This is a genomic window from Methanobrevibacter sp., assembly GCF_045646205.1.
Lineage (GTDB): Archaea > Methanobacteriota > Methanobacteria > Methanobacteriales > Methanobacteriaceae > Methanocatella.
The window spans coordinates 1-26,580 of sequence record NZ_JAZRKF010000011.1 but is presented as its reverse complement, the minus strand read 5'-3'; the positions used below and the strand labels follow the sequence as shown (position 1 = coordinate 26,580).

The window sequence follows — 26,580 nt, the reverse complement described above, 5'->3', positions numbered from 1 at the left end:
ATGAGAAGACAAGACAAGCTTCGAAGTTTATTATTAATCCTTTTAATTTTATTCCTTGCAGCAAATATCAATGGAATAAACAGTTTTTTAAGTGTTCAGACAGATAGAACTGTGGATTTTGGACACAGTATTGCTGTTGTTCCTCAAGCATGGAATACAACAGAGGAACTAAACTTAACCAACCAGTCAAAAACTCCTCATGCAATTACAAACGAATATGTCTATATTGACCATTGGGATGACTGGCCTGAAGACCACATTACGTCAGTTTCAGATGGAAAATTTGCATCGATGGAAGATGGCGGTTTTGAAGTATTGAGAATGGAGAATAAAACCATGAGCGGTGTTCCTGTATCCAAGGAATATTTCACAAATCCGTCCAGGGACAATAACGTTACGTGGAGTCATGTCGGAGTAAATTACGTCTTCCCAAAAGAAGACACCAATTATGCCATACAGGTTCATTACTTTACCAGTCATGACTATAACAATACAACATTTTTAAAAGAAGTTGATGACCGTATTGAGGATGATATGTCAAATATTCACAATAATCAATACAACGGATTCTTCTCCGGAATCAGAGACATATTCAATTTCATTACAGGTTCATTTAACCAAAAATAGCTATCTTAATGATAGTTATTTCTAATTTTTTAAAAAAAAAGTTAATTATCTGTTGAAAGGATGCTTTTCACACATCGGATCTTTTATAATGTTTCTTTTTTGATGATATGTTAAGAAGTACATCATCCACTGATTAGATAATTCCTTTAATATATTGTCATCAAGCCTTGATGTAGGAGTAAAAAAGTCCATTTCATTTCCTCCAACAACAATGGCAATGTTTGAAAACTCAAGCAGACAGAAGAAATCGGCACGAATATTGTGAACATCATATTCAGGTTCTAAAGAAAAATCCTTCTGTTTTTGATAATTATAGAAAAATGTATTCAAATATTCAAAATCAAGGAATCTGATTCTGCCGACATCAAGTAAAAGTTCTTCCTGTAAAAAATGATTTTTATAATTGAAACTGGAAACGAAATCTATATCCCATATATTATCATAGAAAACCGTGAAAAAAGAATTTTTGGCAAATCTCATTGACAATGACAATTCCTCATCATTTTTTGGATTGCCCAGTTCAACATCAATGAATTCCAAATAAATGGAATCTCCTGAAATTTCAACAGAAGCCAATTTAGCAAAATTACCAATAACGTCTTCAATTAACTTTAAAGAATCCTTTTTCATTTATAACACCTGTAAATAAATCATAAGCTCCTTCAATTTCATAATCCTTATCTTCACAATACTTTTTATCCCAAGTGAAATTAATAATTTCAACTGGTGAGTTTACGCTTTTATCCCATTCAACTTCAAAACCTGCATCAATCAATTGCTGATAGACCAATTCACCGATTTCTAAAGACTTATCTTCATTTCTTTCAAAGTCTCCGAAGGTTAATTTTAAAATGTTTTCCTCAATGGCCTCTTCAACATCTTCAAAACTGTAAAAACAAAAGCCTTCACATGAATATTTATTATTGATTAAATGAACATACAGCTCATATATGTCATCCACACCTTCTTTAAAGTCATATCCGCAGTTGTGAACAGCAATTATTGATTTATCGGCTAATTTATTAAAGGCTTTCTCTAAAGAAGAGAAATTTTTGTTGTTAAAATCATTTGAAGGAATTGAATAATCTGAAAAATCAATATCATAATCAATGAACTGATCTTCGAGAATCTCTATAATTTCCTCTGTTGAGAAAAAACCAGATTTAGTTAATAAATCGATTAAATCATCTATTTCATCAACCAAATCCTGATTCATATTATCACTCTTCTTCAAGTAACATTTGAATAGTTTTTACATTTCTTCTTTCAGTGAATCCAACAATTATACGGCTTTCACCAAGATAGGCCACATCAAAGTCATCGTGATGTTTAATGCGGTATCCTTTAAGCTTTGTATAAGCGTCGAATGCTGTTCTTCCATCAACTTTAAAATTCTTCTGGAATGTATAGAAAGTATCTTTAAATTTCTCCACACTATTTATTTCAGGAATATTGCCTCCTTCAATAGCGACAAAAATATCTATACCATCTTCATTAACGGCATAATAGGCATCAAAATCAAGAATTCCGACAGTAACCATAGCCAATGTATGGCATGCGTTGAAATCACACTGAATAATAGGAGAGGAAAATTCAGGGATGCCCGCATCAATACCTGCCTGTTTCATTTCAGCAGCTGCCTTGATTAAATCAGCGCCAAAAATCTCTTCACTATCCCAGGCCCATGACCACTGTTTCAAGTCATCACGGTAAAATCCTAAGACCTGTACCGGCAGAGTGATATCTCCAAAGCTTAAAATACCCTTTTCCAAGTCCAAATCGCCTTCAGTATCACCAATTAATTCTGATAAGTTTTCCTGTTTATCTAAAGCTAAAGCACCATATTTTGATAAAACAACTTTAAATGAATCCCCTTCACGAATGACTACTGGTTCTTCAATAGTTTTCAAACTTAATCACCTAAAATTCTAATTTTGAAATTCTATCCATTGCTTCTTTTGTATTTTCCAATGTATTGAATGCAGTTAATCTTAAATATCCCTGACCGCTTGGTCCAAATCCAGAACCAGGAGTTCCAATAACATTTGCTTCGTTCAATAAGATATCAAAGAAGTCCCAGGAATCCATGTTGTTTGGAGTTTTTACCCAGATGTAAGGTGAACTTACTCCACCATAGACCTCAAGACCAATGTCGGTTAGGCTTTCTCTGATTACTTTTGCGTTTTCCATATAATAATTGAGAACTTCTTTAATCTGTGCTTTTCCTTCTTCTGAGTAAGTAGCTTCAGCAGCTCTTTGAACAGGATAAGATACTCCATTGAATTTAGTGGTTTGTCTTCTGTTCCATAACGGATTTACTTCAACGGCATTACCTTCACTGTCATAAGCAACTAATTCTTTAGGAACAACAGTGTATGCACAGCGGGTTCCGGTAAATCCTGCAGTTTTTGAAAGGCTTCTGAATTCTATAGCTACTTCACGAGCACCTTCGATTTCATAAATGGTGTGTGGAACATTATCTTCACTGATAAATGCTTCATAAGCAGCGTCAAATAATATGATAGCTTTATTTTCTTTAGCGTAATCAACAAATACCTTTAACTGATCTTTAGTTAATGTAGTACCTGTAGGATTGTTTGGATAACATAAATAAATAATGTCTACCGGTTCTGATGGCAATTCAGGAACAAAATTATTTTCAGCATTGCATTTAAGGTATGTTAATCCTTCATACATACCGTCATCACCCATCTGACCGGTTCTTCCGGCCATTACATTTGTATCGACATATACGGTATAAACAGGATCTGTAACTGCAATCTTATTGTCAAGGCCGAAGATTTCCTGAATGTTACCGGTGTCACATTTAGCTCCATCACTGATGAAGACTTCACTTACATCCAAATCAACGCCGTGAACTTTAAAATCATTTTCAATGATTGCTTCAGCTAAAAAGTCATATCCTTGTTCCGGTCCATATCCCATAAAAGTATCTGCATCAGCCATTTCATCAACAGCCTTGTGGAATGCATCAACAACAGCAGGGACTAATGGTTTTGTTACATCACCAATACCCATTTTAATAATATCTGCATCCGGATTTTCTTTAACAAATTCAGCTTCTCTTCTTGCTACCTCCACAAAAAGATAGCTGCTTTTTAATTTAAGATAATTTTCATTTATTTTAACAACCATTATAAAACCTCTAAAAGTTAAAAATTTAGTATAATATTACTATTATTTTTAAAATATATAAAATGATTGTTGAAAAGAAAAATATATTTAAAATAAGATAATTTAAAGTTATTTAAATAATTGGGAATGAAAATCAAGTATTATTAATAAAAATTGAAAATCCAAATACTTTCATTTAAATTAAAGGTGAAAAATAAGTTGAAATAAAATCTGATTAAAATATTTTAAAATAATAAATATGGCCAAAAAACGTGTAAAAATTTTAAATGTGAATAAATAATAGTTAAAATATGAAATAAAGCGATTAGATTAAATTTTTAAAAACAATATAAAACTATATAATAAAGAATTTAGATAAATATAATATAATAAATTGAAAAATAGGAAGTAGATTAAATGAATCAAACATTGTTATTAGTGTGGGCAGCCATAGCTATAATCGGAGTAATATCCATTATAATAGTAAAAATTTATTTTAGTGATAAAAAGAGCGAAGAAGATAATATTAAAGATATAACTACCCAGAATCCTTTACAGGAAATGATTTCAGAAAACAATAAAAAGAAAGAGCGCACTAATACTATTTCCAACTATTTTTCAAAAGAAGAAGAACCAGACATCAGTCTTCGAAAAGAAGGAACACAAGCAGATAAAGAATTTAATCCATATATTGTTCCTGAAAATAACATACCTAATAGGAATATTAGTTATTCCTCCCAGAACCAGGTGTTAATTAATTATGATGACAGAGTTCAAAAATTCCAAGAACCGATAACCGAAACCCAGAGAGATATTATGAGCCCAAATAAAAATGAAGAAAATCCGGACGTTACATATAAAAAGACCAGTGAAAGTAAAACTGAACTTAAAGACTTGTTTACAATTGATGAATTAATCAAAGAATCAAAAAGAAAAGATGATGAAAGAGAAAAAGAGTCTAAAACCATAAAAAGAGAAGCTGAAGATAACAGTGATATTAAAGAAAGCATCAAAAAGAACCAGGAAGCAAAAGAAATCACAGAAGAAAATTCCGATGTTCAGGATATCAGAAACAGCATTGAAAAAATGCATGAAATTGCAGAAGCCATTAAATCTTCCGGAAATGAAAATTCAGTTCCACAATCCACAGCTTCACAAAAAGATATCACAGAAGCAATAAATACTGCAACAACAGAAAATGAAAAAGAAGAAATTCCTGAAATATCAGAAACAGCATCCATAACTGATGCAGTAATTAAAAAAGAATCCGAACCTAAAGAAGAAACTACCGTTCAGGAAACATTACCTGTTGAAGAAAAAGCAGAAACAATAAGTGAAGCCATACCTGAAAGTGAAGAGATTAAAACTCCATCTTTAAAAACTCCGACCAAAATTGAAGAAGACAGCGTAAGCATCTTATCCGGTGCAGATGAAGATTATGAGTTCGGAGCTTCAATCGATTCATCCAACCTCTTTGAAGATGAAAACGGTGAATTGAGTGATCTTGATTACAGAAAAGATTTGGCCAAATTTACAAATACAATTAAAAATTCAAGCATTGTAAAGGATATTCGTGAAAAGTTAATCCCTGAACAAGATGAACAGGATTCCGTCAACGAAGACTTCATCAGAAACGTGAACTCATATACAGAAGAGGCATACGAGTATTATGATGAATATGAGCCAATCATTAATGAAACTCATGTTGATTATGTAGAACCTACTCCTGAAGAACAGATAAGACAGGAAAATACCAGAAGAGTATTTGAAAATGCTAAAACTAGTGCTGTTGAGGAAGAACCTCTGTTCAGCGAGGAAAAAATCCCAACTCCAAAGGAAATACCTGAAAAATCCAGTCTTAAAGTTAGCATCAATAACAATGATGAAGTTTTAAGAAAAGGTGATGAAATCATCTTTAACCATGAGGGAGAAACTTATTCAAGTAAGGTCTACTCAATTAATGGTGATGACATTAAAGTAAAATACAGAAGACAAGACATAACCATTAAACCAAAAGACATTAAAAAAATCTATTAAATTCTGTCATTAATTTGACAGACCTTTTTTATTTATTTTAGGATAGATTCACCACAAAAATTACACCAAAATATCCTTGCCATCATGAATTTTTAAAAATAGCTGAAATTTAAATCAAAAGTATACTCGTCAAAGCCAAAATAATTAATCGTTTTTCTATTAAAATTAAATGAAAATAAAATAAATGAATTAATCTTCATTTATCCTATATCCGTCATCAGTTAATATGTATTTGGCTTTTTTGATTTCCATTGAACGGATTATATTCAAGTAAAAATCATCCAATTCGGCGTCAGCATAAGGATATGTGAATTCATAGGAATATAAATTGTTATCCTTTACAAACATGAATTCATTACGCCTGATTTGGATTTCATCAGTATTAATGGAAGATATCATCATATAATAAATATCCTCATTAATGGCTAAAAAATCAGAAGTCTGCACATCAATATTAGGATTTGATTCTAACTGCTTTTCCATCAGATTTTTAATGTCGGGAAGACCCATCACCGTTGGGGATATTGAAAACTTGATGTTCATTGGCATTGATGAATTAACTAGTGCCAACTCAACAAAATCCCCCTTATTGGGAATGACATCAAAACCTTCAGGAGTTTTTAATGTGACAAATCCATTTGTAAAAAAGGTCATTGAATCACCTTATTTATGCGCATAATAAAATACCAATTCATCATCCTTGATTTCATCCAAACGTGCAAATCCGACTCTTTCAAATTGAACAATGTCCCCCACGTTCAAATCACGTAATGCGGATTCACCCAAACCTGTTTTAAGTGATGCGTCATCCATTACAATAGTGACATTCACGTTTTCTTCAACCGGAACCCATTGGATGATTCTGGCCTTAATGGCTCTTGCATCTTCAAAGGAAGCTGAATGATATGTAACCTCATCGCCTTTGATATCAACATTGACTGCATCCATCAGTCTGAATACTCCATCAACAATATCCTCTTCAGCCAGATAGGCACTGCCGTCAAAGGAAAGCAATCTGTTGCCTCTATCCAAATGGTCTGCATGAAGCGGCCTTTCTATAGTGATTTTGCCGTCCTCATAATTTTTAACTTCAATTAAGTGAGGATTTTCAACAAAGAAATAACGGTTGGCTATAGGTTCCAGAATATTGCGGTTCAGACCGTAAATTTTCTTCCAGCTGATAGCTGAATCAGCCATTTTAACACCGATTTCAGTGATCAGGTTATAAATGGTTCTCGGATCAATTCCACGTCTTGCAACAGCCCTTAAAGTTCCAAGTCTAGGGTCGTCCCATCCACTGTAAGTTCCATTTTCAATGCCTTCAAGAGCTTTTGATGTACTTAAGGCAATGTCTTCCATCTTTAACCTGCCGTAGTGGATGAATTCAGGCAAGTCCCATCCCATATGGTCATAAAGGTATTTCTGTTTTTCACTGTTGGCCAAATGGTCTTTTCCTCTCAATACATGGGTCATTCCCATAAGGTGGTCATCCACGGCTACAGAGAAGTTCATCATAGGATATATTCTGTATTTATTGCCTAATCTTGGATGGGTTTCATCAACAAGTCTCATTGCTACCCAGTCACGAATAGCTGGATTTTTATGGTTGATGTCTGTTTTTACTCTTAATACTGCTTCTCCTGCATCCATAGTATCGAATTTATCCCACAATTCAAGGTTTTCTTCAACGGAATTGTCTCTGCATGGACATGGTTTGCAGTTATCCTTAAGCTCTTTGAATGCTGCGCCGTCACAGGTACACATGTAAGCTGCGCCTTTTTCAATCAATTGACGAGCGTAATCATAATAAATGTCAAATCTGTCTGACTGATAGATGATTTCATCCGGATTGATACCCAGCCATTTCAAATCTTCTGGAATCATTTCATAAGCGTCTTCATAGACCCTTTTGGGATCGGTATCTTCAATTCTTAAAATAAGTTTACCGTCATGCCTTTTTACATATTCCGCATTTGGAACTGCAGCTCTTGAGTGTCCGATATGCAAAGGTCCGCTCGGATTAGGTGCAAAACGCAGAACGATATTTTCATGAGTTCCCGGAAGTTCCTGAAGTCCAACTTCTTTAACTTTCTTTTTTTCCTGAACTTCAACATCATACTTTTCCATTTCACTTGCCTGTTCTTCCGTGGACAGATTATTGACCTGAGCCACAATTTTTCCTGCAAGGGGTCCGATTTCCTTTGCCCTGCTTCTAAGTTCCGGTTCATTTGCCATGATTGAACCCATTACAGCACCGGGATTTGCACTTCCCTTATGTTTTGCCGCATTCAATAAGGCATGCTTATATACAATTTCTTCTAAATCATTCATTTAATCATCACAATTCAAATTATTAATAAAAATAAGATTTATCTATAATTAATTTTGAATTTCTTGTTAAAAATAGTTAATGTTTTTAATTTAAAAATACAAATTTTTATTAAGAGTAGTTATAAAAAAAATGGAGTTCGATAAAAAAAATATAGGTCGATATAATGAGTGATGCTATAGAAACGGCAAAACTATACATTCAAGAGGAAAATTATAAGGAAGCTCTTAAGTTAGCTAAAAAAAGACATGCAAAAGACTATATTGATGAATATCTGACTATTTTGGATTTATTAATTGATGCAGATTATTTGCTTGCCCTTGAAGAAAAAGGGATGTATTATCAGTATTTTGATGAAAGCCACGATAATGGAGACTATGGTGAGAAATACTTTGATGAATACCTTCAAAAGCAGCCACGCTCAATTAATGTACTCTGTGACAAGGCGCTGTCCCGATTCAATAAAAATAAAATTGATGAAGCCCTTGAATATATGGACAGGGCAGAAGAAAAATACAAATCCTATTCACCAATTGAAAAGCCACGTATTTCAAAAAAAGAAGTCAAGATGGGTAAAATTGAACTTCTGATTCAGGCCAAAAGATATGATGAGGCCTTAAAAAACCTGGACATATATGAAAATCAGTATGGTGCAGATACAAAGTCCGATTTATATAAGGGCCAGATGCTTCAAAAGACCGGAAAGAATAATGAGGCATTGGAATATCTGGACAAATCCCTTCTAGAAGAAGATACGCTACTTGCATACAATTCAAAAGCGGACGCACTCTACGAACTTGGTGAATATAAAAGTGCTCTTAAAAACTATAAGCAGTGCATAAGCTATGAAAAGAAAGTTGATGATTTGGAACTGGTAACAAATTTCAATTATAAGGCCGCTTTCTGCTGCGTTAAACTTGATGATGATAAGGAAGCCATCAAATATCTGAATAAAACAATCAACATGTTGAATGAACATGGACGGCTTCCGAATGACCTGGAAATGATTTATCAGAAATGTTCATTTGAAAAGGAAAGGATAATGAAAACAGGTGAAGTTAAAGACAAGGAGTTCAGACAGACAAAGTTCCTATCTGCAAAGACATCAATCATCCTTTTGGCTATCATTCTTATTTTATATGTAATACTAAAAATGATCGGTTATTAAAATGAGACTTGGAAAAACAAATTTAGAAGTGAATAAAAATGGATTTGGAGCGCTTCCAATCCAGAGAAGAAATATGGCTGATTCCGTTGAAATACTGCATCATGCATATGAAAACGGAATAGATTTCTATGACACTGCACATTTCTACACTGACAGTGAAGCTAAATTAGGAAAAGCTTTCGAGGATGTGCGTGAAAATATCTACCTTGCAAGCAAAGGTGCCGCTGAAGAGGTAGAGGAATTCTGGAATCAACTTGAAACCTCACTTAAAAGCATGAAAACAGATTATTTGGATTTATATCAGTTCCACAATTTATCATTTTGTCCAAAAAGTGAAGATGACCTATATAAAGCAATGCTTGAAGCAAAAGAAGAAGGTAAAATTAAACACATTGGTATAACAACACATAAGATATCACATGCACATGAAGCCCTTGACTCAGGACTCTATGAAACACTGCAATACCCATTTTCCTATTTGAGCGGCAGCGAAGAAATAGATCTGGTCAATAAATGTAAAACTTTGGATGTGGGTTTTCTGGCCATGAAAGGAATGGGCGGAGGATTAATTACAAACTCAAAAGCGTCATACGCATTCATGAATCAGTTCGATAATGTACTGCCTATTTGGGGAATTCAAAAAATGGAAGAGCTTGATGAATTCCTCTCATACGATGAAAATACTCTTCTGGATGATGAACTTAAAAAAGCCATTGAAAATGACAAAAAGGAACTGGGCGAAAACTTCTGCAGAGGCTGCGGATACTGCATGCCGTGTCCTGAAGAAATCAACATCAGCCTTTGTGCCCGAATGTCACTCTGGATTAGAAGATTTCCGGCAGAACCATATTTAACAGAAGAATACCAGGAAATGATGGAAAAAACTCAAAACTGTGTGGAATGCTTTGAATGTGTAGACAAATGCCCATATGAACTTGAAATTCCACGTTTACTTAAGGAAAATTATGAAGACTTCCAAAATGTTTTAACCGGTAAAACCAAAGGTGTTAGAAATGAAACAGGTAATTGAAAATCCAAATGAATTGAAATGGGATGAATTTTGGGCATATGAACTAGAGCAAAAGGAAGACCGTGGAAAGGACTGGGATAAGGCAGCGGCCAGTTTTCACAAAAGAGCAAAAAAAGACGATTATCATGATTTGTTATTCTCTAAATTAATAATTGATGAAAACGACAGCGTTCTTGATTTGGGCTGCGGAGAAGGATCAATTACCCTGCCTCTGGCACGTAAGGTGAAAAAGGTAACTGGAGTTGATTCATCCGTCAAAATGCTTGAGCTATTAAACGAAAGGGCTGAAGAAATGGGCATCAACAATGTTGAAACACTTTTAAAGCCACTGGAAGACATAACGTATGAAGAGGTTGGAGCCCATGATGTGGTTTTGGCATCAAGATCACTTAACGGAATAATACCAATTAAACAGACACTGGAAACAATCAATAAAATAGCTAACAAATATGTTTTTATCACACTTTTCGGTCCTGAAAACTGGAAAATAGAAGGAGACTTTAACGAATACATCGGACGTGAAAACAAGCATTTTCCAGGACATAATTACCTATTCAACATATTGTTCAATATGGGAATCTATGCAAATGTTGAAAGACTTGACATCAGAGCATATAGGGAATATGGCACTATTGAAGAAGCAATGGACAATGGAAAGTTCCGCCTTGATTTATTGGACGATGATGAAAAGGATAAGCTTAAAGAATACCTGGAAAAAATCCTCACCAAAAATCCTGAAACCGGAAAATTATACAACAAAAAAGACAAGGCAGACTGGATTTTAATCTGGTGGAAAAAAGAGTAATTTTTTTTAAAAAATAGTTTCTGAAGTGTATAAACACTTCATTTATTTTGATATTTTTCAATTTCGCCAATTGACAGACCAGTAATTTCAGAAATACTTTCTAAATCACAATACAGTGAAATTAATCTTTTAATTGCATTTTCAGAAGATATATCCCCATCATTTAACATGTTTTTGATTATTTCAATTTTACCTTCTTTTAATCCATTATCCATTCCTGCATTGTATTGTTCTTCACCATATTCTGCTATACAATCCACTTTATTCATGAAATCACCTTGTATTTTTTTCCTCATAGGATCATCTTTGTCAAAATACATGTATTTAATGCCATATCAGATTATAATCCATTACACCTTTCTATTAAGACCATATATAGTTTAAACTATTTAAATTAGTTAGTTCCGAGTAAAAACAATTTTTATCACCCAAGGAAATATTTATGAGTGAGAACAATTTTCATCCACAACATCAATGAAATGCAAAAAAGAGTAAAAATCAAATGTTTTTATTAAAAAATGTGGTCAAATAAAAAATTAAAAACAATGGGGGAGAAGTGCAAAAAGCACTTCTTTATTTATTTACGATACTATAAACAAATTTATAAAAAAAAGACAATTTTTAATTATCTTCACATATTATATAAAAAACTTAAAATATATAAAATTTTCCGAAAGTAAGCACTTACATACATTTAAAATGATTTATATGGAAAAAATTAAAGTTATAACTAAAATAAACAATAATTATTGATTTAAATTAAAAATAAAAGAAGTACCATAGATATAAATTATCTATGGATTTATGTAAAATGCAACCTTAATCTGATTTTATCATGGTCAAGATCATTTTATAAGGACTGTTTACTGCCTGAAGTGCATGAGGTTCATTGGCAGGCATGATAATTATTTCACCTTTTTTGACAGTGTTTTTAACGCCAGAAATTGTAATTTCTGCTTCACCGTCAATGATTTGAACCATTGCATCAAAAGGAGCGGAGTGTTCAGATAGTCCTTGTCCCTGATCAAAGGCAAAGAATGTGACTGTTCCCAGCTCTTTTTTGATTACTTCACGACTTACTACAGTATCATCCCGGTATTCGACCAGTTTTTGAATATCCAATGCTTTTGCTTTAATATCTTCGCTCATTTCGTTCATCCCATAATTTGTTTAATATCTGCCATTGCATCGCCAGATATTGGTGTTAAATTATAGTTTTCAACTAAGACATTAATAATGTCTTCGTTACACCATGCAGGAAGAATAGGTCCAATCCACATGTCAGTTTTACCTAAGTATAAGAGTGCCCAGAGTACTGCAGCCGCTTTCTGTTCCATCCAGCTTAATACAATAGTTAATGGCAATTCATTTAATTCCATTTCGAATAAGTCACATAAAGCTAATGCAACGTCCACTGCAACAATTGTATCGTTACATTGACCGACATCCAATAATCTTGGTATTCCTTCAATGTCTCCTAAATCCAAGTCATTGAATTTGTATTTACCGCAGGCCAATGTTAAGATAACAGTGTCTTCAGGCAAGTTTTGCACGAATTCTCTGTAGTAGTCATTGTGTTTTGCCGCTTTGTCACATCCTCCCACAACAAAGAATCTTGAGATTTTACCGTCTAGGACAAGTTCCTTGATTTTTTCTGCATGTTCAACAATAGCTCCTGCACTCCAGCCGGTAGTGATTGTTGTTAATTCTTCCGGTTCGAGTGATCCTAAGGATTTTGCACATTCAATTACTTCAGAGAAGTCATAATCATCAATTGTTTTTACTCCTTCTAATTTAGCTACGTCCATGGTGAACATTCTTTCTTTGTATGCATCCAATGCAGGAAGTACACAGTTACTGGTTCCGATAATAGCTGCATTGTATTTTTTAAAGATTGTTCTTTGATCGTGCCATGCTCCACCTAACTGTCCTGCCAAGTTTTCGTATTTGTTTAATCCAGGATATCCGTGAGCAGGTAACATTTCAGAGTGGGTGTAGACTTTAATGTCGGTTCCTTCAACCTGTTTTAATAATTCCTCCAATGCTTTTAGGTCGTGTCCGGTTACGATAATGGCCGGTCCTTCCTGAGCACCTACTTTAACTTCAACAGGTTGTGGTTCACCGTATGCTTCAATGTGAGCATCTTTGAGTAATCTCATTACGTCAACGCTTACTTTTCCTGCTTCTAAAGCAAGAGCAACCAAGTCTTCCACATCAAAGTTGACGTTGGTTAATGTTGTGTATAAGCCTTTGGTTAAGAATTCATCAATTTCAGGATTCTTTTTACCTAAAACGTTTGCATTGTAGTTGTATGCACTAATTCCTTTCATAGTAAAGATTAAATTATCCTGTAATCTTGCTACGGTTGGTTTTTTTCCACAAACTCCACTTACAGTACATCCGGTTCCCTTTGCGGTTTGGGAACATTGATAACAAAACATATCTAAGCCATCTGCCATTTTAATTACCTCATAATTATTTGTTATTCATATTTTAGTTTGATAAGTATATAAAGATTTTGTAACTTTTTAAGGGTTAAAAGTAGTAAACTTATATAGAATGATAAAAATATAATAAAATATGAATGATGATGTACATCTACTCAAGGGAATTGGCCTGACATTGTATGAGGCACAAGCATATGTAACGCTCACTTCATTAATTCAATCAACTGCGGTTGAAGTGTCTGAAAAATCAGGCATTCCTCGAAGTAAAATATATGATGTTTTGAAGAAACTTAATGAAAAGGATTTCATAGAAATCGAAGACGGAAGGCCACTGACATATATTGTGAAATCACCGGTTGAAGTGCTGAGCCGTGAAAAGGAAAGGATAAATTCAGAGTTGGATGATAGCATAACAAGACTGACCAATACATATGAAAACGGAATGAGTCAGGTTCAGGCACCAATCTGGAGAATTTACGGTGTTGATAAAATAATCAATCAGGAAACAGAAATAATTAAAAGAGCAAAAACGTCCGTTAACATGAGAATAGGCTTTTTATTTGAAAATGAGGCAGAATCATTGATTAAAGCATTTAAAAGTAATAAAAAATTAAACGTGAAAATCCTGGCTTCACCAACATGTTATGTAAACAACAGAGAAATTGATATTATTAAAATGTTTAAAGATGAAGGCATCAACATTCAAAAGGCAGACATTCCATTTGTAAAAGTCCTGATTTCCGATTCAAAAGAGATGATGCATACATACACCAAGTTTTCAGAGGACAAAAGAGAAGTCATTCCCGAAACGGCAATCGGAATATGGAACAAATACGAAGATGTGGCCAGAAACTATGATGAAAGGTTTGAAAATCAGTTCAAAAAAATAAATAAAAAAAGAGTTGAGAAATCAAACTCAACTTGAAATAGTAATTTTGTTTGCAATATTGGATCCATTATAACTTGAGGTTATGATGTATTCACCAGGCATTAATCTAATGTTTAATTTTGCCTGACCTGCATTGTCAGTTACCCTGTCGTATAATACACCATGGACGTTGAATCTTACAGTTTGTCCGTCGTAAGGATTACCTTGACCGTCAACCAACTGTGCTTTAAACTGTGATCCGTCCAGGTATTTCATAGATAAATCTTCAGCGCTTAATATTGGCAGGACTGTAATGTTGTTTACTTGACTGCAATTATTACAAAAGGTAGTTATTGTGTAGTTGCCAGAACCCAAATTGATATTTAGTTTTGCATGGCCTGTTGCATTGGTTGTCCTGGTATAGAATACACCGTTGATGTAGAATTTTACTTCATTACCTTCAATTGCATAAGATCCATCATTATTAAGTATACGAACAACAAACTGTGAAGCATTCCTGTAATATTTGGTCAAATCATCAGATTCAATTAGTGAAATTACTTTAATATTATTGGATTTCATCTCACCAGTTACATAATTGGTTGCTGTGATAATGTAGTCACCAGGCTGTAAATTACTAGTATCCAATTGAACAGTACCCCATTCAGTTGTTGTAATATTATAAATAACCCCATTAATATTTAAGGAAACTATAGTGTTAATTAGTAGAGTGCCATTTACATTAAATTCTGCAAAATATGGATCATCCACATCACCAAACATTATAACCAAATCATCAGCAACAATGGTGGACTTGACAATTACAGTAGAATTGACTACTACATCATCAACTGCAATACTGACTGGATATTCACCACTGTCCAAGTTGATGTTTAAATAAGCAGTACCGTTCTTGTTAGTAGTTCTGGAGTATGTTACTCCATTAATGGTAATATCTACGGTCTTATTTTGAGTTGGTTGGGCTTTGCCGTCAGTAACGATTACGGCGAATTTTTCAGAACTTTTATAATATTTGATTAAATTTGGGGCAAAAACAATTGTGGTATCATTTGATGGACCAATATCGAGTAAACCATCATATGTGGTTACATCATAAAGTAATTTAGCGGATATAACTTTCTCTTCAATTTTATCTACCATGTATGTGGCAATGTATAAGTTGTCAGTGTAATTAGATGGGATGGAATTAGCTACACCAGAAACAGTGAAATTAAAGTAAGAATCATAGATTAAGTTGCCATTGTCATCCGTGAAAGTTGCATTCAATGTTACAGTTTTACCATATTCCGCTTTGACAGTTTTATTTGCTAAAACTGTTACATTAGTTGTGGAAATTATTCTACCCTCATTGTAAATTTTTGCTTTTGTGGATGATACGCGGTTATTGGATAAATTTAATACACCACCTATGCCGTTATAAATAGCACTGTTTTCACAGGAATTACTATCGAAGGTACAAGATTGGATAATTCCCACTCCACCAATTAAATGAATATCAGCCCCATTACTAAAAGCAATGTTACTGCTGAAATTGGAGTTAGATAGCATTCCGGAACCAACAATAGATACTGCACCACCATTCTCAGCACTATTGTTGTTGAATATAGAATTAGTTATAACAGCATCAACAAATGCCACAACAGCACCACCAAAACTTCCAGATTCACTTTCGCGGATAGCAGTATTATCCGTGAATATACAATTGTGAATATTGAGTTTGAGGGCTTTATTAACATAGATAGCACCACCATTAGATTCAGCTTCTCCATATCCTATGGCGGCATTTTTAGTGAATACAGAATCAGTTATTGTAATAATGTCAGCTCCTGCACTAAAGATAGCACCACCATCAAAAGCAGTATTATTTATAAATGTACAGTTAGTTATTGTAAGTCTACCATCAAAACTATCAATTGCACCCCAACTAGTCCAATAATTTACTTTAGTATTATTAATGAAAGTACAATCATTAATAATTAACTCAGCCCCACTAAAAATAGCACCAATAGAATCTTTAAATGTAATGTTATTGAATGTTACTACGGAGTCTATATTATTAAGAGTGAAAATTCTTGCTATATTACTGCCGCTTATGGTGTGATTATTACCATTGATTGTCAATGTTTCATTGATTAGTATACCATAATAAGGGCGGTCTGGTGAAATATAATGATTGTATTCATAATCAATTTCATCATTATACATAAAGTCATAAGGCAAATATAATACACTACCATTATTTGCAATAGCATCATCTATTCTTGCAGCTAAATCAGTGAAAGTACCCTTATTGGAATCCAATATTTCTGGACTTTCATCAACACCAATTATTTCATTTAACCCGGATTCATCTGTCTGATTTTCTAGACTTTCATCAATACTAAGTATATTTTTTCCACCAACATCATCTGCCGGATTTTCTAAGGCACTGACAGAACCAATACAGACAAATAACATTAGAAATAGCAATAAAATTATTAAAATATGTCTTTTTAGTTTCATGAAAATTTTTCCCCCATCATAATAGTATTATTCCAATAAACGTTTCATACTACACAAACAATCTTGAAAGGTACTGTTTTTTGAACAAAACATCTATATAATTAAAAATTTATTAACAAATATATTTAAATATTAGTGATTTTTTCACGGAGCTTTTTAAACTAGAATCTTTGGTATTTTTAAACAATTAAATCTTCAGCTATTGTTTTTAATTTGTTTAAAATGACATCATGATATTCTTGGCTAATATTATCTAAAGTTTCTGAATCAGCAATTGTTTTTAAATCCTCATGTACTTGTCTGTTATAATCTTTAGGTATTATATTTTCAATAAACTCTTATCAACATATAACTCTTTATCATTGTGTATATATTCATTATAAATCCGCATCACAGATTTCATTAAAGGATATTCATTTACAACATGTTATGTAAACAATGAAGAAATAAATATCATTAAACTTTTTAAAGATGAAGGCATCAACATCCAAAAGGCAGACATTCCATTTGTAAAGGTCCTGATTTCCGATTCAAAAGAGATGATGCATACATACACCAAGTTTTCAGAGGACAAAAGAGAAGTCATTCCCGAAACGGCAATCGGAATATGGAACAAATACGAAGATGTGGCCAGAAACTACGATGAAAGGTTTGAAAATCAGTTTAAAAAAATAAATAAAAAAAGAGTTGAGAAATCACTCTCAACTTGAAATAGTAATTTTGTTTGCAATATTGGATCCATTATAACTAGAGGTTATGATGTATTCACCAGGCATCAAGTTAATGTTTAAGCGGGCAATACCTGAAGCATCAGTTGTTCTATCGTAGAAAACACCATTGACATTGAATGTAATATTCTGGCCTGCAAATGGATTTCCCTGACCATCAACTAACTTGGCTTCGAATTTTGATCCGTCACGATATTTCATCGTTAAATTCTTAGCTTCAAGAATTGGTTTAACTGTAATGGTATTTGCCACCATTAAATCTTTATAAATGGCCGTTATAATATAAGTGCCCGGTTCCAAGTTGATGTTCAGTTTAACATGACCAGTTGCATTGCTTGTTCTTGTGTAGAACACCCCATTAATGTTGAATGTAACATTCTCTCCGGCAGCAGGTCTTCCCTGATCATCTAAAACCTTAATGACATACTGTGAATCATTCCTATAATATTTTGTCAGGTTATTGTTTTCAACAATATTAGGCAATACTGTAACGACATTTGAATACATTTCAGTTGAATTAGGATTGGTTGCGGTGATAATGTACTCACCAGGATTCAAGTTAATGTTCAATTTAGCAAAACCGCTTTCATTGGTTGTTCGGGTGTAGAAAACACCATTAATATTGAAAATAACTGGAGTATTTTTCAATATATTACCATTTACATCTACAAATTGAGCATAGTACTGTGTTGCGTTTCTAAAGATTTTAGTTATGTTATTACCGTTAACAGTAGGTTTAATAACAATATTGGACTCCATTTCAATATCATCACAAATGACTGTTGCAGTATAATTTCCCGCATCAATTCCTAAAGCAACAGACGTTTGACCATTAGCGCCCGTTTTTCTATCGTAATCAACTCCATTAATTGTGATTTTAACGCTGGCATTAGCTATAGGATTGCCTTCATAATCTTTTACAGTTACAACAAATCTTTCAGGTCCTTTGTAGTATTTAGTTACATCCGGAGCTTCCACAATGACTGAAGTCTCGTTTGAAACATTGAAAGCGATTAAACCGAATGCACTGGAACCTTCCTCATCATCTTCGGATTCCATTATTTCATATTGGATTAAAACGTAATTTTTACCCATATTGAAGTCAGAATATTCTCCCACATTAATTGTGAAGATACCGTTTTCCCATATATCGAGCAGTTCCTCATTTGAAAGGGTATTGAAGATTTGATTATCATCAGGACCCATGAATCCCCAGCCTAAAATATGATATGGTCTTAATTTACCGTATTTAGGCTCATCAGCACCAAATGAAATAAGAATATCTTCACCTACAAGATAGCTGTCCTTATTGCAAGTTAGGTTTAATCTTAAAACATTGAATTCACCGGTTGCGAAATCTTTCTCGGTTCCATTATGAACGAAAGTGATGTTTGCATCATAATGTCCCTCTTTTAAGAATTTGGCATTTTCAGAAATGTCATCATAAGAATCATAGAATATATCATTCATTGAAACTCCAAAGAATGAAAATGGAGTGAAATTTCCTGCTAATTCACCATTCAGATAAATATTATAGTAATCGTCTGATAAAATCTGATGAGATATTATGAATTCCATACTATCCATAATGTCTTCGGTATATCCGATATCTCTAAAGTTAACACCATCATCCAGTAATTCAACTGGAATATCATTGGTTGCATTGACGAGCAAATCGCCATTATCCGCATACAACTCCAGTCTGATAGTGTAATTGCCTGATTCAGCAATGTCCAAATCGTTCAGTTTAACTGCACGGGCCTGAGCGAACCAACCCCAACCGTCATTATAGATAAGGTCGGTTATGCTGATGTTTTCTTTTAACTGACTGCCATCCTTAAATATGTTAACATAATAACCGGAAAGATTTTCAGGGACTTTAATTACGAAAATGTCATCACCAACATAGTGGAATGCCCCAGGAATAGGAGTACCTTCCTCATCCTCTTCTTCCTCCGGTTCACCAATAATGACATTTACAAAACATACATTAACAATATCGGAGTAAGTTTTTAATAATGCTGAACCTTTTATGAATTCCAGAGTAATGTTATATTCACCTTCTTCAGTGATTCCTATCTGACTGTCAGTGAATTCATAAACCGGTTCTCCTTCATAATCCTCCCAATCTTTGCTGACATCATCCAAATCAGATACATTGAATGTTTTTTTGAAAATCAGTGAATCATTTCTTAAAACAGTTACTGTCAATTTATCAGCACCTTCAGGCAGTCCCCTTAATATGACTACAGGATCATCATAAAGAATTGAGGAATCCTGTGAGAAATAAGGACTGACATATAGGTTTACATCCCCCTCTGCAAAGCAGCAGTTTTCTCCATCCTTGAAAAATTGAGCTGTAAACCAGCCCCCGCTCTCATCGATATCCGGCGCATCATCCATCAAATCACCGGTTCTAATGAGGTAGAATACATCATCATTATCAAGTTCTGAGATATTCAATTCTTTTTCAAATGTATCGCCTTCCAAATCCAAGCTCGCAAAAAAGCCATCATCTACACCTTCAATGCTCAGTTTTGGAATTTTGACCATAACATCATTTTCTATAACATTTCCACCACAAAATTCGACATCCTCAAGCTCATATCCTCTATCATCATCTCCAGAGCCATCAGGTCCGTCATCGGCGATTAAACTAATAGAATCGCCAGCTGTCAGATTAGTGTCAGATGCAATATCTTCAGATGCGCTGACAGCACCAATTGTTAAAATTGCCAGTAAGAAAATACTTACAAGCATTATTCCTTTATATTTCATATTAAAACCCATTAATTAGATTATCCTTTTAAATTTATTCATTAAATTATAATTTAATCAGACAATTAAGTATCTATAAAAAGTTTTATTTAAATATTTACTTGATTTTGTAAAAAATAATATATATTCGTTTATTATATAAACAAAAAAATCAATATTGCCAAACTCTTTAAATATACGAACATCACATTTGTAAAATCACTGTTTTAGATTCAAAAAAATGATAGATATATAAGCAAGTTTTCAGAAAAAGAACTAAATCCCGAAACGGCAATCACAAAAGAAGATGATTAAAGAAAACTACGATGAAAGGTGAAAATCAGTTTAAAAAAAATAAAAAAAGAGTTGAGAAATCAATCTCAACCTAAAACAGTAATTTTGTTTGCAATGTTTGCTTCATTATAAGTTGAAGTTATAATGTATTCACCAGGCATTAATCTAATGTTTAATTTTGCCTGACCTGCATTGTCAGTTACCCTGTCGTATAATACACCATGTACGTTGAATCTTACAGTTTGTCCGGCGTAAGGATTACCTTGACCGTCAACCAATGTAGCTACAAACTGATCAGGAGTGCCGTATTTCTTGGTTAAGTCACTGGCAGTCAATACAGGCAATACTTTAACGTTGTTTGCCACTTTGAATCCTTTACAATCTGCAGTGATTATGTAATCACCAGGCTGCAAGTTAATGTTGAGTTTTGCAATACCTGAAGCATTGGTTTGACGTGTGTATAATACGCCGTTGATGTTGAAAGTAACATTTTCACCAGCACCAGCAACATTACCGTCATCACCTATGACTTTTACAGTGTACTGTGAAGCGTTTCTGTAATACTTGGTTAAATCATTGTTTTCAATGATTCTAGGAATAACTGTAATGTTATTGGAAGACATTTCACCTGTTTGCAAGTTTCTTGCAGTTAAAATGTATGTTCCTTCTTCCAAGTTGATGTTTAATTTAGCTAAACCTTCGTCTCCTGAAACATAACGGTAGTATAATACACCGTGGATGTTAAATTCAACTTGAGAGCCTTGAGCTAAATAGTTACCTAGACTGTCACGGAATGTAGCGTAGTATTGAGTATCGTTTTTATATACTTTTACAACATCAGTTCCGTTAACGGTAGTCAATATAGTAACTACAGAGTCAATTGTAGTGTTATCGACAGTTGTGGTAACATTGTAAACCGTTGCAGGTAAATTAAGAGCAAGACTGCAGGTTCCGTTTGCATTTGTAGTTCTGTTGTAAGTAACACCATTAATACGGATAGCAACAGATTTGTTTGCTAAAGGAGTACCTTTATAATCTGTTACGTTTACAACAAATCTTTCAGGTCCGAGATAGTATTTGGTTACATCAGGAGCTGAAACAATGTCCGGTCCGCCAGCCACAGCTATAGTAACATTAGTTTCAATAGGGTTGTACTTGTCATCACCAGAATATGTTATAGGAACCGTATTGTTTCCAAGAGGCAAGTTAGTTAAAACAGCACTGGCAGTACCATTAACTACAGGAACAGCCTCATTACCAATAGTCACAGTACCGGTAGCATCCTCAGGCAAAATTACAGTAACAGTAACATTATCACCCTCAGTTACTTCTGAAGGAGCATCAATGATGATTGTAGCGTTTTCCTTAGGATAAACAGTAATATTTACACCAGTGAATGCCATACTGTAGTTGTCATCACCTAAGTATATGACATAAGCTGCAGTTGTGTTGTTTAATCCGGAAATACTGACTGTAACAGTACTATCAATGATATTGACATTATAGAATCCTCTGCCTGTAATCACCATTACATTACCTGTAGCATTTTCAAAACCGGTAACAATAAGGGTAGCATTTTGACCGACATATATTGGATCAGCACTAGCAGTTAGATTTAAATCTTTTTTAGCGATAATTTCAACCGTTGTTGAAGCGTTGTTGTAGTTATCATCACCAGGATAATAAATGTATGCTGTAACGCTTTCATTTAATTTAGGAATAGAGATGAATGCCATACCCATCTCAATAGGAGCGGTGTAGGTATCTTCACCAATAGTTACAGTCACATTACCAGTAGCATTATCGAAACCAGTAACAATAAGAGTAACATTTCCCATAACCTCAAATGCAGTAGCATTAAGAGTTAAATCTTTTTTAGGTTTTGGATTGACAGCAATTTCAACACTAGTTGAAGCATTGTTGTATTTGTCATCACCGGAGTAAGTAATAGGAACAGTATTGTTTCCAAGAGGCAAATTAGTTAAAACAGCACTGGCTGTACCATTAACTACAGGAACAGTCTCATCACCGACAGTAACAGTACCGGTAGCATCCTCAGGTAAAATTACAGTAACAGTAACATTATCGCCTTCAGTTGCTTCTGCAGGTGCATCAATAGTAATATTAGCATCCTTCAAGCTGACAGTAACAGTGACATTAGCTTCTGAAGCAGCATACTTGTCATTACCTGCAAATGAAACAGTAATAACAGCACTACCTTCACCTACAGCAGTTACTTCACCAATAGCATTAACAGTAACAACACTCACATCACTGGAAGTGAAATCCAACTCACCAGCATCAGCAGGAATCAAAGTAGCATTAACAACAGCCTCATCACCAACATACATATCAACACTATCAGTAACATTAATAGAAGTATCAATCTTAGACACAGTCACAGTAATGTTAGCTTCTGAAGCATCATGTGTCTCATTACCTTCAAATGAAACAGTAATTGTTGCAATACCTGCTTTAAGAGCTTTAATTATACCATCTTGAACTACAGCAACAGTTTCGTTACTTGAAGTGTATATCAGGTCACCTGCATCAGGAATCAATGTAGCACCAGCACTTACATTTTCAAGAACTTTAAGATCAATGGTTTCATTGTCGATTAGAATCTCAGTAGTGACTTTGCCAACATTAACAGTCACAGTGGTTGAATTTAAAGCATAAACACCGTCACCGCCAACACTAACAGTAATTGTAGTATTACCTAAACCAACAGCAGTAACTTTACCAATAGCATCAACAACAGCAACAGACTCATTATTAGATTTGAAAGTAACATTCAAACCATCAGGAGTAGTATATGTATCAATAACATCTTCACCACCAATAATTAAATCTAAAGAGTCCTCATAAACACCGACACTAGCATCATTCAAACTAACAGTAACAGTGACATTAGCTTCAGAAGCAGCATACTTATCATTACCAATAAAACGAACGGTAATAGTAGCATTACCTTCACCAACAGCAGTTACTTCACCAATACCATTAACAGTGACAACACTCACATCACTGGAAGTGAAATCCAACTCACCAGCATCAGCAGGAGTCAAATTAGCATCAATAACAGAACCATTACCAACAAACAAGTCTAAAGAAGCAGGATTAACACTAATCGCAGTATCAATCTTAGACACAGTAACAGTAATTACAGTAGAGTTCTCAGCGTAAACACCGTCACCACCAACACTTAAAGTAATAGTAGCATTACCTTCCTTCAAAGCAGTAACAACACCATTAGCATCAACACTAACAACACCAGAATTATCAGGAACATAAGTTACATTCAAACCTTCAGGAACAGTAGTAGCAACAATAGTAGAATTATCACCAACATTCAATTCCATATCATCCGCACTAACACTAGCATCATTCAAACTAACAGTAACAGTAATTACAGTAGAATTCTCAACGTAAACACCATCACCACCAACACTTAAAGTAATAGTAGCATTACCTTCCTTCAAAGCAGTAACAACACCATTAGCATCAACACTAACAACACCAGAATTATCAGGAACATAAGTTACATTTAAACCTTCAGGAACAGTAGTAACAACAATAGTAGAATTATCACCAACATTCAACTTAATATCATCCGCACTAACACTAACATCATTCAAACTAACAGTAACAGTAATATTCTTACTATCCGCAGCAGCATGAGTTTCATTACCATCAAAACTAACAGTAATTGTAGCATTACCTTCAGTTAAAGCAATAATCATACCATCTTGAACAACAGCAACATCAGGATTGCTTGAAATGTATGTTAAGTTACCTGCATCAGGAATCAATGTAGCACCAGCACTTACATTTTCAAGAACTTTAAGATCAATGGTTTCATTGTCGATTAGAATCTCAGTAGTGACTTTACCAACATTAACAGTCACAGTGGTTGAATTTAAAGCATAAACACCGTCACCGCCAACACTAACAGTAATTGTAGTATTACCTAAACCAACACCAGTAACTTTACCAGTAGTATCAACAACAGCAACAGACTCATTATTAGATTTGAAAGTAACATTCAAACCATCAGGAATAGTAAATGCATCAATAGCATCTTCACCACCAATGAATAAATCCAAAGAGTCCTCATAAACACCGACACTAGCATCATTCAAACTAACAGTAACAGTGACATTAGCTTCTGAAGCAGTATACTTATCATTACCAATAAAACGAACGGTAATAGTAGCATTACCTTCACCAACAGCAGTTAACTCACCAATACCATTAACAGTAACAACACTCACATCACTGGAAGTGAAATCCAACTCACCAGCATCAGCAGGAATCAAAGTAGCATTAACAACAGCCCCATCACCAACCTTCATATCAACACTATCAGTAACATTAATAGAAGTATCAATCTTAGACACAGTCACAGTAACATTGGTTGAATTTAAAGCATATACTCCGTCACCACCAACACTAACGATAATTGTAGTATTACCTTCGCCAACAGCAGTAACTTTACCATTGGAATCAACAGTTGCAACAGCCTCATCGCTAGATGTGAAATTGACTTTTAAATCACCAGGAACAGTAGTAGCATCAATAGTGAAATTATCGTCAACTTTTAAATCCAAAGTAGAATTATTAACTGTAACACTAGCATCATTCAAGCCAACAGTAACAGTAATAAATTTATCTTCAGCAGGAGCATACTGTTCATTACCTGCAAATGAAACAGTAATTGTAGCATTACCTTCTTTAATACCTTTAATCTTGCCATTTTCAACTATGGCAACACTTGGGTTGCTTGAATTGTAGGTCAAATCACCCACATCAGGTATCAATTTAGCTCCAGTTGAAACGTTTTCAAGAGCTTTGATTTCGATAGTTTCATTTGCTATTTGAATTTCAGTAGGTCCTTTAACAGTAACTTTGACTTCAGTTGTGTTTAAAGCATATACTCCGTCACCACCAATAGTGAGAGTAACGGTAGCATTACCTATGCCATAAGCAAGAATTGTGCCTGTCTCATTGACCATCACGACAGATTCATTGCTGGATGAATATATGACTTTTAGACCTTCAGGAACAGTGGTTGCTGCAATATTGAACATCTGATTAAGCAGAAGCTCCAGAGTATTATTATCTACGCTTACGCTTGCATCATTCACACCAACAGTAACGTCAATGGTTTTAGGATCTGCTGCAGCATAAGTGTCATCACCATCAAAACTGACAGTAATTGTAGTAGTACCTTCCTTAAGGGCTTTGATTATGCCATCCTGAACTACAGCAACAGTTGTATTGCTTGAATAGTATGTCAGGTTGCCTGCATCGGCAGGAGTCAATGTAGCACCAGCACCGATATTTTCAAGAGCCTTAAGGTCAAAAGTTTTATTAGTGATAACAATCTCTGTTGGGATTTTAGCAACATTAACAGTCACAGTGGTTGAATTTAAAGCATATACTCCGTCGCCACCAACACTGACTGTAATTGTAGCAGTACCTTCTTTCAAAGCAGTGACTTTACCATTTGCATCAACAGTTGCAACAGACTCATTGTCAGATTTGAAAGTAACGTCTAAACCTTCAGGAGCAGTAGATGTACCAATAATGCTCTCATTACCAATGAACAAGTCCATAGTGTTATTAGAAACAGTTACACTGGCATCTCTTAAAGTGACAGTAACATCAATAGTCTTATTAACAGCAGCGGCATAAACATTATTACCAGCAAAACTTACAGTAATAGTCGAACTACCTTCACTGATAGCTTTGATTTTGCCGTTTTCAACTATAGCAACACTTGAATTGCTTGAAGTGTATGTCAGATTGCCTGCATCGGCAGGAGTCAAA

General features: G+C 34.3%; 19 protein-coding genes. 7 read left to right on the top strand and 12 right to left on the bottom strand.

The window, feature by feature from the left end:
• Entirely contained in the window at positions 1-627 is a 627-nt protein-coding gene (locus ACKI44_RS02420) for a hypothetical protein (protein ID WP_407421208.1), read from the top strand.
• Between the two features lie 45 nt (positions 628-672).
• Here the strand turns inward: ACKI44_RS02420 and ACKI44_RS02415 are convergent, their stop codons facing one another.
• Genes ACKI44_RS02415 through ACKI44_RS02400 form a run of 4 tightly spaced genes read right to left on the bottom strand, consistent with a single transcriptional unit; the run spans position 673 to position 3,783 of the window.
• The gene (locus ACKI44_RS02415; protein ID WP_407421206.1) at positions 673-1,257 is read right to left on the bottom strand and encodes a hypothetical protein; all 585 of its coding nucleotides are present in this window, start codon (positions 1,255-1,257) and stop codon (positions 673-675) included.
• Positions 1,229-1,843 (bottom strand): DUF6891 domain-containing protein, encoded by a 615-nt coding sequence (locus ACKI44_RS02410; RefSeq protein WP_407421204.1) that lies wholly within the window; start codon positions 1,841-1,843, stop codon positions 1,229-1,231. Before ACKI44_RS02410 ends, ACKI44_RS02415 begins: the two co-directional genes overlap by 29 nt.
• A gap of 4 nt (positions 1,844-1,847) precedes the next feature.
• The gene (locus tag ACKI44_RS02405; RefSeq protein ID WP_407421202.1) at positions 1,848-2,537 is read right to left on the bottom strand and encodes a DUF6882 domain-containing protein; all 690 of its coding nucleotides are present in this window, start codon (positions 2,535-2,537) and stop codon (positions 1,848-1,850) included.
• 10 nt (positions 2,538-2,547) lie between these two features.
• Positions 2,548-3,783, bottom strand: coding sequence for an LL-diaminopimelate aminotransferase (locus ACKI44_RS02400; protein ID WP_407421200.1), 1,236 nt, complete (start codon positions 3,781-3,783; stop codon positions 2,548-2,550).
• A 396-nt stretch (positions 3,784-4,179) separates the two neighbouring features.
• Between ACKI44_RS02400 and ACKI44_RS02395 the strand changes: the two genes are divergently transcribed.
• Entirely contained in the window at positions 4,180-5,799 is a 1,620-nt protein-coding gene (locus ACKI44_RS02395) for an ATPase (protein WP_407421198.1), read from the top strand.
• A gap of 189 nt (positions 5,800-5,988) precedes the next feature.
• On the opposite strand, the gene ACKI44_RS02390 is transcribed toward ACKI44_RS02395, so the two are convergent.
• Positions 5,989-6,453, bottom strand: a complete 465-nt coding sequence (locus ACKI44_RS02390) for a hypothetical protein (RefSeq protein ID WP_407421196.1) — start codon at positions 6,451-6,453, stop codon at positions 5,989-5,991.
• Between the two features lie 9 nt (positions 6,454-6,462).
• On the bottom strand, positions 6,463-8,130 hold the full coding sequence (locus tag ACKI44_RS02385; RefSeq protein WP_407421194.1) for a glutamate--tRNA ligase: 1,668 nt from the start codon (positions 8,128-8,130) through the stop codon (positions 6,463-6,465).
• 164 nt (positions 8,131-8,294) lie between these two features.
• Between ACKI44_RS02385 and ACKI44_RS02380 the strand changes: the two genes are divergently transcribed.
• The 3 genes from ACKI44_RS02380 to ACKI44_RS02370 are packed head-to-tail and all read left to right on the top strand — an operon-like array spanning position 8,295 to position 11,131.
• Positions 8,295-9,296 carry a tetratricopeptide repeat protein gene (locus ACKI44_RS02380; protein ID WP_407421192.1) on the top strand — a complete coding sequence of 334 codons (1,002 nt, stop codon included), beginning with the start codon at positions 8,295-8,297 and terminating at the stop codon, positions 9,294-9,296.
• A gap of 1 nt (position 9,297) precedes the next feature.
• Entirely contained in the window at positions 9,298-10,326 is a 1,029-nt protein-coding gene (locus ACKI44_RS02375; protein ID WP_407421190.1) for an aldo/keto reductase, read from the top strand.
• Positions 10,310-11,131: a class I SAM-dependent methyltransferase gene (locus ACKI44_RS02370; protein ID WP_407421188.1), complete on the top strand. Its 822-nt coding sequence runs from the start codon at positions 10,310-10,312 to the stop codon at positions 11,129-11,131. Before ACKI44_RS02375 ends, ACKI44_RS02370 begins: the two co-directional genes overlap by 17 nt.
• A 38-nt stretch (positions 11,132-11,169) precedes the next feature.
• On the opposite strand, the gene ACKI44_RS02365 is transcribed toward ACKI44_RS02370, so the two are convergent.
• The 3 genes from ACKI44_RS02365 to hcp all read right to left on the bottom strand — a co-directional run bounded on the left by ACKI44_RS02365 (position 11,170) and on the right by hcp (position 13,590).
• Positions 11,170-11,400, bottom strand: coding sequence for a hypothetical protein (locus ACKI44_RS02365; protein WP_407421186.1), 231 nt, complete (start codon positions 11,398-11,400; stop codon positions 11,170-11,172).
• Positions 11,401-11,950: 550 nt separating this feature from the next.
• The gene (locus ACKI44_RS02360; protein ID WP_407421184.1) at positions 11,951-12,280 is read right to left on the bottom strand and encodes a cupin domain-containing protein; all 330 of its coding nucleotides are present in this window, start codon (positions 12,278-12,280) and stop codon (positions 11,951-11,953) included.
• Positions 12,281-12,285: 5 nt separating this feature from the next.
• Positions 12,286-13,590, bottom strand: a complete 1,305-nt coding sequence (gene hcp, locus ACKI44_RS02355; RefSeq protein ID WP_407421182.1) for a hydroxylamine reductase — start codon at positions 13,588-13,590, stop codon at positions 12,286-12,288.
• 121 nt (positions 13,591-13,711) lie between these two features.
• Between hcp and ACKI44_RS02350 the strand changes: the two genes are divergently transcribed.
• Positions 13,712-14,503 carry a TrmB family transcriptional regulator gene (locus ACKI44_RS02350; protein WP_407421180.1) on the top strand — a complete coding sequence of 264 codons (792 nt, stop codon included), beginning with the start codon at positions 13,712-13,714 and terminating at the stop codon, positions 14,501-14,503.
• On the opposite strand, the gene ACKI44_RS02345 is transcribed toward ACKI44_RS02350, so the two are convergent.
• The gene (locus ACKI44_RS02345) at positions 14,495-16,969 is read right to left on the bottom strand and encodes a hypothetical protein (RefSeq protein WP_407421179.1); all 2,475 of its coding nucleotides are present in this window, start codon (positions 16,967-16,969) and stop codon (positions 14,495-14,497) included. The two genes, ACKI44_RS02350 and ACKI44_RS02345, sit on opposite strands and share 9 nt — an antisense overlap.
• 539 nt (positions 16,970-17,508) lie before the next feature.
• Here ACKI44_RS02345 and ACKI44_RS02340 point away from each other — a divergent pair.
• Complete coding sequence (locus tag ACKI44_RS02340) at positions 17,509-17,679, top strand: hypothetical protein (protein WP_407421177.1); 171 nt, start codon at positions 17,509-17,511, stop codon at positions 17,677-17,679.
• On the opposite strand, the gene ACKI44_RS02335 is transcribed toward ACKI44_RS02340, so the two are convergent.
• Together ACKI44_RS02335 and ACKI44_RS02330 are read right to left on the bottom strand one after the other, a co-directional pair.
• The gene (locus ACKI44_RS02335) at positions 17,671-20,475 is read right to left on the bottom strand and encodes a hypothetical protein (RefSeq protein WP_407421175.1); all 2,805 of its coding nucleotides are present in this window, start codon (positions 20,473-20,475) and stop codon (positions 17,671-17,673) included. The two genes, ACKI44_RS02340 and ACKI44_RS02335, sit on opposite strands and share 9 nt — an antisense overlap.
• Positions 20,476-20,834: 359 nt before the next feature.
• Positions 20,835-26,580 (bottom strand): beta strand repeat-containing protein (locus ACKI44_RS02330; protein WP_407421173.1); only part of this gene is annotated, 5,746 nt, incomplete at its 5' end.